The 8,223-nt window shown below is 56.1% G+C and carries 8 protein-coding genes; 6 read left to right on the top strand and 2 right to left on the bottom strand.

The genetic code is table 11. The features are described 5' to 3' along the window. Positions 1 to 5 precede the first annotated feature (5 nt). From ACXJ5O_RS13805 to ACXJ5O_RS13795, 3 genes are all read left to right on the top strand, one after another. A complete protein-coding gene (locus tag ACXJ5O_RS13805) occupies positions 6 to 1,871 on the top strand; it encodes a M3 family oligoendopeptidase (protein ID WP_457300386.1) in 1,866 nt (621 codons plus the stop codon). Continuing rightward, positions 1,871 to 2,773, top strand: a complete 903-nt coding sequence (locus ACXJ5O_RS13800) for a heme-dependent oxidative N-demethylase family protein (protein WP_457300385.1) — start codon at positions 1,871 to 1,873, stop codon at positions 2,771 to 2,773. Before ACXJ5O_RS13805 ends, ACXJ5O_RS13800 begins: the two co-directional genes overlap by 1 nt. 152 nt (positions 2,774 to 2,925) lie before the next feature. Then, the gene (locus ACXJ5O_RS13795) at positions 2,926 to 4,371 is read left to right on the top strand and encodes a homospermidine synthase (RefSeq protein WP_457300384.1); all 1,446 of its coding nucleotides are present in this window, start codon (positions 2,926 to 2,928) and stop codon (positions 4,369 to 4,371) included. Positions 4,372 to 4,612: 241 nt separating this feature from the next. On the opposite strand, the gene ACXJ5O_RS13790 is transcribed toward ACXJ5O_RS13795, so the two are convergent. Beyond that, complete coding sequence (locus tag ACXJ5O_RS13790; protein WP_457300383.1) at positions 4,613 to 4,927, bottom strand: hypothetical protein; 315 nt, start codon at positions 4,925 to 4,927, stop codon at positions 4,613 to 4,615. Between the two features lie 132 nt (positions 4,928 to 5,059). Here ACXJ5O_RS13790 and ACXJ5O_RS13785 point away from each other — a divergent pair, with 132 nt between their 5' ends. The 3 genes from ACXJ5O_RS13785 (at position 5,060) to ACXJ5O_RS13775 (ending at position 7,783) form a co-directional block, all read left to right on the top strand. Further along, a complete protein-coding gene (locus ACXJ5O_RS13785) occupies positions 5,060 to 5,449 on the top strand; it encodes a hypothetical protein (protein ID WP_457300382.1) in 390 nt (129 codons plus the stop codon). A 110-nt stretch (positions 5,450 to 5,559) separates the two neighbouring features. Then, complete coding sequence (locus tag ACXJ5O_RS13780; protein WP_457300381.1) at positions 5,560 to 5,763, top strand: integrase; 204 nt, start codon at positions 5,560 to 5,562, stop codon at positions 5,761 to 5,763. Positions 5,764 to 5,899: 136 nt separating this feature from the next. Next, the gene (locus ACXJ5O_RS13775) at positions 5,900 to 7,783 is read left to right on the top strand and encodes a 5'-nucleotidase C-terminal domain-containing protein (RefSeq protein WP_457300380.1); all 1,884 of its coding nucleotides are present in this window, start codon (positions 5,900 to 5,902) and stop codon (positions 7,781 to 7,783) included. Between the two features lie 91 nt (positions 7,784 to 7,874). Here the strand turns inward: ACXJ5O_RS13775 and ACXJ5O_RS13770 are convergent. Next, positions 7,875 to 8,223: cytosine permease (locus ACXJ5O_RS13770; protein ID WP_457300379.1), on the bottom strand; the 349-nt coding region annotated here is incomplete at its 5' end.

Below are 8,223 nucleotides of genomic sequence, written 5' to 3'. Positions count from 1 at the left end.
CAAAAATCAATAAATACTCGCTTGATACCGTGGTCACGGCTCCCTCCAAATCGGGCAGCACTGCTGCCRTGAAAGCCGATCAGGCAGCCCTCGGCCTGCTGCCTGAATGGAACCTTGCCGATCTCTATCCATCCACGGAAAGCAGCGAGCTCAAGGCGGATCTCAAAAAGGCTGACGAACTCGCCGTCGAATTCGAGAAGCGCTGGAAGGGCAATCTCGCCGCCGAGGCGGCCAAACCAAAAGGCGGAGAGTTCGCCCAATCGATCCAGGAATTCGAGGCCCTGGAAGAACTTATCGGCAAAATCGTCTCCTTTGCCGGCCTGGTCTATGCCGGCGATACGTCCGATCCCAAACGCGCCAAGCTTTACGGCGATATCCAGCAGAAGATGACCGATGCGAGCACGCATCTGATCTTCTACAGCCTGGAACTCAACCGCATCGATGACGCGATCATCGAAAAAGCCATGGCCGAAAACCCAGCCATCGCCCACTATCGCCCATGGCTGGTGGACCTGCGCAAGGACAAGCCCTACCAGCTCGACGACAAGATCGAGCAGCTTTTCCACGAAAAGTCGATTACCGGACGCGGCGCCTGGAACCGTCTGTTCGACGAAACCATGACGGCGCTGCGCTTTGAAGTGAATGGCGAGGAACTGCCGCTCGAACCGACCTTGAACCTCTTGCAGGATGCGGATGCATCCCTGCGCAAAGCCGGTTTTGAAGCACTGGCCAAGACCTTCAAGGAAAACCTGCGCGTTTTCACGCTCATCACCAATACGCTGGCCAAGGACAAGGAAATCTCCGATCGCTGGCGTGGCTTTGAGGACATCGCCGATAKCCGCCACTTGGCCAATCGCGTCGAGCGCGAGGTGGTCGACGCACTTTCCGAAGCCGTGCAGGACGCCTATCCGCGGCTGTCGCATCGATATTACGCGCTCAAAGCCAAATGGCTTGGCCTTGAATACCTGAACAATTGGGACCGCAATGCCCCTCTGCCCGAAACGCCACAGGCGATCATTTCATGGACGGACGCGCGCGAAACCGTGCTTTCCGCTTATAGTGGCTTTGCGCCGGAAATGGCTGAAATCGCCAAGGCTTTCTTCGACAAAAACTGGATCGACGCGCCGACTCGCCCCGGCAAATCACCAGGCGCCTTCGCCCATCCGACTGTTCCCTCAGTGCATCCCTATGTGCTCCTGAACTACATGGGCAAGCCGCGCGATGTGATGACCCTCGCGCACGAACTTGGCCACGGCGTGCATCAGGTGCTTGCCGGCGATCAGGGCGCACTGATGGCTTCAACGCCGCTGACTCTTGCCGAAACTGCTTCCGTCTTCGGCGAAATGCTCACTTTCCGCTCGCTGCTTGAAAAGACCCGCGACAAACGCGAGCGCAAGGCCATGCTGGCGCAAAAGGCCGAAGACATGATCAACACCGTCGTACGGCAGATCGCATTCTACCAGTTCGAGCGCCGGGTTCACGCCGAGCGCAATAACGGCGAACTAACCTCGGACCGGATCGGCGAGATCTGGCTGGATGTGCAGAAGGAAAGCCTCGGACCAGCGGTACATTTCGGTGCCGGCTACGAAACCTTCTGGACCTATATCCCGCACTTCATCCACTCGCCGTTCTATGTCTATGCCTATGCCTTCGGCGATTGCCTGGTGAACTCGCTCTACGCGGTCTATCAAAACGCCGAAGCTGGATTTCAGCAGAAATATTTCGACATGTTGAAGGCCGGCGGCACCAAGCATCATTCCGAATTGCTGGCGCCCTTCGGCCTCGACGCGACGGACCCCGCCTTCTGGCAAAAGGGCCTTTCCGTCATCGAGGGCATCATCGACGAGCTGGAGGCGATGGACGCCGCATAATGACGACCCCCGCCCCCGTGCACACGCCCTATGATGGCTCGGCGCAACCCTTCACCATAGGGTTGCAGCAGCTCGACCCGAAAGACTGGATCGAGATCGACAGCAATCTTCTCGCCTATCTCGCTGAGAAAGAACGGCTTTTTGCGCTCTACGGCGACAGGATTTTTGTCGAGGAGTCCGGAACAGAAGCTGCCCAGAAGGAAGTGATGCAACTCCTCGGCACCCATCTCGTCGAGCACTATCCTGAGATCTATTCCAGCGACGGCGAGAACATCAAAATTGCGGGATGGAACGAACCTGTATCGCTAGTCGAAAGCGATATCTCCACCCTGCATCGCGCCGCCAGCCTCGTTCAGGAAGATCTTGTGTTGATGCGCAAGGATGAGACACGCGGCTGGCATCTCGCCGCCGCGTCGTTATCGTTTCCGTCCTCCTGGACGCTTCTGGAAAAGTTCGGCCGCTCCATGGACGATATCCACGCTCCCGTGCCCGATTTTGGCGCAGGCACCCGCAATGCCGGGCTGATCACCCGCATGTTCGACAATCTGCGCCCGGATCGCTCGGTTCAGCGCATGAATTGGTCGCTGCAGCCCGACGGCAATCTCTACCATCCGCTCGCCAGCCACCAGAAGGGCGCGCGCTACACCGACGAGGATATTGCAGCGCAAAGCTATGTTCGCGTCGAGCGGCAGACGCTGCGCAAATTACCGCTCTCTGGCGATATTCTTTTCACTATCCGCATTTATCTCGATCCTATAAGTGCCCTGAAGAAACACCCCGAATGTCGCAATTTAGCGGAAGCTTTTGCGCGCCAGCTCGAAGCGCTAAATCCTGCGCAACTGCACTACAAAGGTATTATGACAATTCGCGACCGGCTTATCGACGCGCTGAAACGCCTATAAATCCGCTTTAATTAACAGTAGTTCGGAATTTCACCCTAAAAGCGCAATGGGTTGTTTGCGCTTTGTCATGTCTATGCTCTATGGTTTCTTTGAGGCRGATATTTAGTCCGCCGCCCTCATTGATGGAGATCAAAATTAGGAGCAATAAAAAAATGGCGAAGGCTCAATGGCCTGTACATGGAGAAATTACCGGTCCGATTGTGATGATTGGTTTCGGGTCCATCGGACGGGGTACCCTGCCCCTCATCGAACGCCACTTCAAATACGATAAATCCCGCCTGATCGTTATCGATCCCAGTGATGCCAACAAGAAACTGCTCGACGAGCGCGGCATCCGCTTCATCCAGGAAGCCGTCACAAAAGAAAATTACAAGACGCTGCTCAAGCCACTTCTCACCGAAGGCGGCGGACAAGGCTTCTGCGTCAATCTTTCCGTCGATACATCGTCGGTCGATATTCTGCGCGTGTGCCGCAAAGTCGGCGCGCTCTATATCGATACGGTCATCGAACCTTGGCCGGGTTTCTATTATGCCAACGACCTCGACAACGCCGACCGTACCAATTATGCGCTGCGCCAGACGCTGCTCGCGGAAAAGAAGAAGAAGCCCGGTGGTCCGACTGCGGTTTCGTGCTGCGGCGCCAATCCCGGCATGGTCTCCTGGTTCGTCAAGCAGGCCGTCCTCAACCTCGCACGCGATCTTGGCGTGGATCATACAGAACCCGCCCGCACGGATCGCGAGAGCTGGGCGCGCCTGATGGACAAGGTCGGCGTCAAGGGCATCCATATTGCCGAGCGTGATACGCAGCGCGCCGGCGAGCCGAAGCCTTTTGGCGCCTTCTGGAACACATGGTCTGTCGAAGGTTTCATTTCAGAAGGCCTGCAGCCGGCCGAACTCGGCTGGGGCACCCACGAAAAGTGGATGCCGAAGAATGCCCGCAAGCAGAAGAGGGGCAACAAGGCCGCGATCTTTCTCGAGCAGCCCGGCGCCGATACCCGCATCCGCACATGGTGCCCGACCGAGGGTGCACAGTTCGGCCTGCTGGTCACGCACAATGAGGCAATCTCGATTGCGGATTTCTTCACGGTGTTCGACAAGAAGGGCAAGGCCGCCTACCGGCTCACATGCCACTACGCCTATCACCCCGCCAATGTCGCGACACTATCGCTCGATGAGATGTTCGGCGCAGCAGGCCAGCCGCAGGCGATCCAGCACGTGCTCGACGAATCCGAGATCGTCGACGGTGCCGATGAACTCGGCGTGCTGCTCTATGGCCACGACAAGAATGCCTACTGGTATGGTTCGCAGCTGACGATCGAGGAAGCACGCAAGCTTGCTCCTTATCAGAACGCGACAGGTCTGCAGGTCTCGTCGGCGGTCATGGCTGGCATGGTCTGGGCGCTGGAAAATCCCGACGCGGGTATTGTCGAAACCGACGAGATGGATTTCCGCCGCTGCCTTGAAGTCCAGACACCCTATCTCGGTCCGCTCAAGGGGCACTACACTGACTGGACTCCCCTGGAGAACCGGCCGGGCCTGTTCAAGGAAAACCTCGATCTTGAGGACCCCTGGCAGTTCCGCAACATTCTGGTGCGGTAATAGCAGCAGCGATGAGCTACACAAGGAAACGGCAGCCCCTTCGGCTGCCGTTTCATCTTAAGGCCATCCCTCAATTTGCTCTAGTGGGCCGGAGTCCTGCCACCTTTTCGCATTTCATCGATTTTCTTCTGAAATTCCACGCGACGTTGTTCAGACTTTTTAACGCCATATATGGCATACATCCAAGYGCCACCGCCGACGGCGAGACAGATGACGAAAGAGTAGATTGCATATTGAAGCATCAGATCAGCTCTTTCCTCAAAACATACCGACCCAGATTATGTAACGCCAAGGATAGCACGAACCAGTTGCACGTCGCAAACATCAGCAATAACCCTCGATCGTAATCTAGGCCAGTCATTGAGCTGGGATTTATGATGATCGCTGCTGCTGGGCTGAAAAATCCGATTGATATAGCCGCCGTGGACATTCGGTCGGATGCAGCGGCTTTATATTTCGCGAGTTCGTTGGTCAGTATTGTCTGTCGTGCGCTGAGCTCCCTTATCTTTTTCGAAATATCGCTGTCTGGTTCGAGACCATCGGTTTCCTCGGTCAAGATGGTTCCCCGCGACTTATGCCAATGTTCCAATGGAACATTGATCCTTCGAATTTACAATTAAACTTAGGTCTTGTTTTTGCTTGATTTTCACGGCATTTAAAGAGCGATATCCATTGGGAGATTGTCTGGATGAAACGCTTTTCGGTTGCCACCGGCGCAGCAACACTGGCCCTGATCCTTTCCGGCTGCATAAGCGGCGGTGTTCAGGAGGGTGGTCCTGCGCAGACGACGCGTCCGACCGACGCCGTGCAGGGTCAATGGTTCGACACGTCGGGAGTTGCTTTCTCCAATTTCAACAACGGGGCGTTCGAAACGCGCGCCAACGATACCAAGGAAAAGTTGGCCGAGGGCAATTATCGTTTCGCCTCTGCCAATCTGATCGAGATCAACCTGCGTTCGCTCGTTAAGGGTAATCAATCCAAGGTCAATTGCGCCCTTGTCAACGCCGCTCAGCTGAATTGCACTTCGTCATCGGGTCAGCAATTCTCTCTGACGCGCCGCTCCCCGCAAGTGGGTTGAATCGTAGTTTTTGCCTCAGACATGACAACTGCGACTATGGTATAATTGCTGGCAATACTGCGTGACGCTACCTTTTGGTGGGCCAGCAAGGGCCACTTGAAAGAAGCAAAATGACTGTGATGCAGAGCGAGGTATTTGAGGCATTTCGAGCGATCGATGTTCCAGAGGATAAGGCGATGAAGGCCGCAACCGCACTGAGCAGGCGAGATGATGACGTTACCTCGATCAAATCCGAACTGATGCTGATCAAGTGGATGATGGGGTTCGTTCTTGCGTTTCAAATTGGCATCTTCGCCAAATTATTCATGTCCTAGAACACAGCCTGGTATTTTTGGATCAAAAAAGTCGGTTTCCGATACGGTCGTTCTGTKCTTGTCATATCTTCTTGACGCACGAAAAATAGGAATGAGTCCTATCGCTACCCTAATTGATGAACATGCGGAGCTCTCCATGCCAAGAATAATAGCCACAATTCTGCTAGCGACCTCAACCCTTGGCATGACAGCGGGCGCGGCGATGGCCGATTACACGCTGAATATCCTGCATATCAACGACCAGCATTCGCGCATCGAGCCGATCAACAAATATGATTCCACCTGCTCGGCCGAAGAAGAGAGCAAGAACGAGTGTTTCGGCGGCATTGCTCGCGTCAAGGCCAAGATCGATGAACGTCGCGCGGCTCTGTCCAAGGATGGCGGCAATGTCATCGTCCTCGATGCAGGTGACGAGTTCCAGGGTTCGCTGTTCTATACGACCTATAAAGGTGACGACACCGCTGAGTTCATGAATCAGATGGGTTTCGATGCCATGGCACTCGGCAACCACGAGTTCGACGATACGCCAGTCACTTTGGCCAAGTTCCTCGACAAGGTGAAATTCCCGGTCATTTCCAGCAACACGGAAGCCGCGCCAAATTCGCCCATAGCCGGGAAATTCAAACCCTTTCTCATCAAGGAAATCGGCGGCCAGAAAATCGGCATTATCTCCGCTCTCACCACCGACACAGCAGAAATCTCCAGCCCTGGCCCCGACGTCAAGTTTGCCGCCGAAGTCGAGACGTTGAAAAAGCTCGTTGAGACACTGAAGGCCGAAGGCGTCAACAAGATCATAGCCGTCAACCACTACGGCTATCTCAGGGACAAGGAACTCGCCGCCAAGGTAGACGGCATCGATGTGATCGTTGGCGGTCACAGTCACACGCTGCTATCGAACACCGATCCGGAAGCGCTTGGCCCCTATCCGACACTGGTCAAGAATCCGTCCGGCCGCGATGTACCTATCGTCCAGGCGAAGTCCTATTCGAAATATCTCGGCGAACTCAAAGTGACCTTCGACGATGATGGCAATGTGACCAAGAGCGAAGGCGCACCGATCCTGCTCGATTCCTCCGTCACACCGGACCCGGCCTTCGTTGCCCGCGTCAAGGAACTTGCCAAGCCCCTCGAAGAACTGAAATCGCGCAAAGTAGGCGAATCCACCGGCGTGCTCGAAGCAGCGCGTGAGGTTTGCCGCTTCAAGGAATGCAGCATGGGAGACGCTGTCGCCGATGCCATGCTGGACCGCGTCAAGGGACAAGGCGTCACCATCGCCATCATCAATGGCGGCGGCTTGCGCGCTTCCATCGAAGCGGGCGACGTCACGATGGGCGAAGTGCTGACGGTACTGCCATTCCAGAACACACTCGCGACGTTTCAGTTGCGAGGCTCCGATGTCGTCGCAGCTCTGGAAAACGGCGTGAGCCAGATCGATCAGGGCGCCGGGCGTTTCCCGCAAGTCGCAGGGTTGAAATATGCCTTCGACGTGTCAAAGCCGGTGGGCAGCCGCATATCCGATGTTCAGGTGAAGCAGGGTGAAAACTGGCGGCCGATCGATGTCGAGGCCACCTATGGCGTCGTCTCCAACAATTACATGCGTGCTGGCGGCGACGGCTACAAGATCTTCTCGACAAACGCCGTCAACGCCTATGACTACGGTCCGGGTCTCGAACTCGTCCTTGCCGATTATTTGGGGAAGAACACGCCATACAAGCCATACACGGACGGCCGTATTACTGTTCTGCAACCCGGCGCTTCGGCTGAAGCCAAACCGTCGGAACCCGCAACGGCCAAAGCTCCGAAGGCCCCAGAAGCCGCCAAGCCAGCTGAAACAGCGGCCGCGTCAGCAGCAAACCACCATCCTGATTCCTATACGATCAAGCGCGGGGACAATTTCTGGGACATTGCCGAAGAGGTCTACGGCAATGGTATCGAATGGAAGAAGCTCGCCGAAGCCAATCCGGACATGAAGGTGATGAAGCTGCCGATCGGTGCCGAGATGAAAGTACCGGCGATTTAGAGCCAGTAGTTCGCACCACAACCATGCCGTCTATCTCCCCCTGGGGGGCCGAAGGCGGGCGAGACCCGTGGCTCGCCCCCTCACCCTTCGCTCAGGCGTTGGCCACGACCGGCACCGCGCCAAGCACCTTGCGCATCAACGCATAGTGCACTGCACCACCCGCCACAGCACCGAGCAGCCATCCCCAGTCACCCCCGTTCGGAATGATACCCGTTGCACCCAGCACCGAAAGGCCTATCGAGAATAGGCTGGAGATCGCCAGCGCAATCAGCGCCCTGCTGTTCCAGCCGCCGTCGAAATAGAGCGACCCTTCCGGAGACATGGTATAGAGGTCCTCGAGCACGACCTGCTGCCGCTTCACCAGGTAATAATCGGCAATCATGATGCCGAAGATCGGACCAAGCACCGCGCCGAAAATGCTGACGAAAATGGTGATCGCG

This window comes from Phyllobacterium sp. P5_D12, assembly GCF_054049495.1.
Note: the sequence above shows the minus strand (reverse complement) of the source record. Positions and strands in the feature narration are given on the sequence as shown.